The sequence below is a fragment of the Moorena sp. SIO2C4 genome (genome assembly GCF_010672485.1).
GTDB lineage: Bacteria > Cyanobacteriota > Cyanobacteriia > Cyanobacteriales > Coleofasciculaceae > Moorena > Moorena producens.
The window spans coordinates 1-1,840 of the sequence record NZ_JAAHGN010001290.1; the positions used below are offsets into that span (position 1 = coordinate 1).

At 45.1% G+C, this 1,840-nt stretch carries 3 protein-coding genes; 2 read left to right on the forward strand and 1 reads right to left on the reverse strand.

Annotation, left to right across the window (positions count from 1 at the left end; genetic code table 11):
* Positions 1–94 precede the first annotated feature (94 nt).
* On the reverse strand, positions 95–421 hold the full coding sequence (locus F6K20_RS36725) for a hypothetical protein (protein ID WP_287298145.1): 327 nt from the start codon (positions 419–421) through the stop codon (positions 95–97).
* 204 nt (positions 422–625) lie between these two features.
* On the opposite strand from F6K20_RS36725, the gene psbP reads away from it, so the two are divergent.
* Entirely contained in the window at positions 626–1,168 is a 543-nt protein-coding gene (gene psbP, locus F6K20_RS36730; RefSeq protein WP_044491972.1) for a photosystem II reaction center PsbP, read from the forward strand.
* A 211-nt stretch (positions 1,169–1,379) separates the two neighbouring features.
* Positions 1,380–1,840, forward strand: a 461-nt coding sequence (locus tag F6K20_RS36735; RefSeq protein WP_287298146.1) for a Maf family protein, incomplete at its 3' end; no start/stop codon positions are given.

Here is a 1,840-nt window from a genome sequence, read left to right on the forward strand (position 1 = left end):
AATTCCTGATCCTGTAAACTTCCCTAGAAAGCTATACAAGGGTGAATCTGTTACAGTTTAATCTGGCTAAAATTTTTCACCAACAACGATAGCGTTAGGGAAACAGCGTTTCAGTGCTACCTCTGCGCTCCTCCACAGGTTGGGCTTGAGTAGTAGCTGGTTTCTCCTCCACAGGTTGGGCTTGAGTAGTAGCTGGTTTCTCCTCCACAGGTTGGGCTTGAGTAGTAGCTGGTTTCTCCTCCACAGGTTGGGCTTCAGTATTAGTTGGCTCTTGCTTTGACGTAGGCTTTTGATTATCTGGCTCAGATCGGATAATGACTGGAACTGGAAGTGGCTCCTGCTGAGCATAGACAGTTGCGGTAAATCCAGTCAGTATTGTGGCAAGTCCTAGACTAGAGATAGTTAAATAAGTTGGTTTCATGGTATTCCTTACAAAGCCTGATGATTTCCAGAATTGTTACCGTGTGCAGTTGTCTAAAATCGCTCTATTAACTTGACTTAACTATCTATCACACATCTGGTGAGTGTCCAACCGGTAACAGAAAATACATAGGGGCAAGTACGATTAGTTAAAGATGAGACAATTAAGCAGCTGAGTTGACGTTTAATAGAGATGCTCAAAGAGATGCTCAAGAAAATTGCACCACTACTGCTGCTAGTGTTGAGTCTGGCTATACATGGCTGCACAACTGGTGCCAGTGGTCTACAAAGCTATGTAGACAGCCTTAACGGTTATCAGTTTTTGTATCCCAACGGTTGGGTCCCGATCAAGGTGACTGATGGACCCGATGTAGTGTTCCACGATATTATAGAAACCACCGAAAATGTTAGTGTGGTGATTAGCCCAGTGCCGGAAGGCAAGAGCCTTGCTGATTTAGGTACACCCTCAGAAGTGGGGTATCAGCTGCAAAAAAATGCCATTGCTCCTCCCGATTCTGGTCGCACAGCCGAGTTGGTTAATGCTGAAGCTCGTGAGGTAGCAGAAAAGACGTATTACCTTTTAGAATACAACGTCCAACTTCCCAACCAAGAACGGCACAACCTCGCCAGTGTGGTGGTCAACCGTGGCAAGCTCTACACCTTCAATGCTTCCACCACCGAACGACGCTGGGGTAAGACCAAAAATTTATTGGAGGCAGTGGTTAAGTCCTTTTCAGTGAACTATTAAACAGTTGTTCGCGTAGGGTGGCCTAAAGGCCAAGGTAGCAGGTTTGAAGGGTTGAAGGTTACAGGTTGTTTGGTTGTTTGGTTGTTTAGTTGTTCGCCAAAGGCGTGCTAATCAGGTACAGTCTTTTTTGACGCTGATTTCCTTAAAACCCTCTTGCCTATTGCCTTAAAAAAATAAGCAATGTCGCTCAAACGTTTCTGAAAATTGCTATATGGATGTGCCGACTTTTGTATTAGCTTCAGCTTCTAATGCTCGCAGACGATTGTTGCAAACTGCTGGTATTGAACCGGTGGTCTGCCAAAGCAATTTTGACGAATCTCAAGTGCAGCATCCAGAACCAGCAACGTTAGTGCAGATTCTAGCTGAACAAAAAGCAAAAACTGTTGCTGATCAATTTAGCGACGCTCTGGTATTAGGCTGTGATTCCCTATTGAGTATCGAAGGTAAGATTTATGGGAAACCCCCTAACCCCTCTGAAGCAATCGCTCGTTGGCAACAGATGCGAGGGACGACTGGGGAACTCTATACAGGTCATGCTTTAATTGACTTATCTCGGAACAAAACCATAGTGCGCTGTGGTGTAACGCGAGTTTATTTTGCCAATGTAAGCGATCGCGCTATAGAAGCCTATGTTGCTACTGGTGAACCCCTTAAATGTGCTGGTGCCTTTGC

What these genes read in the sequence shown, in the direction of transcription:
- F6K20_RS36725 (WP_287298145.1), bottom strand. Translation starts at nt 421, where the DNA reads ATGAAACCAACTTATTTAACTATCTCTAGTCTAGGACTTGCCACAATA.
- psbP (WP_044491972.1), top strand. Translation starts at nt 626, where the DNA reads ATGCTCAAGAAAATTGCACCACTACTGCTGCTAGTGTTGAGTCTGGCT.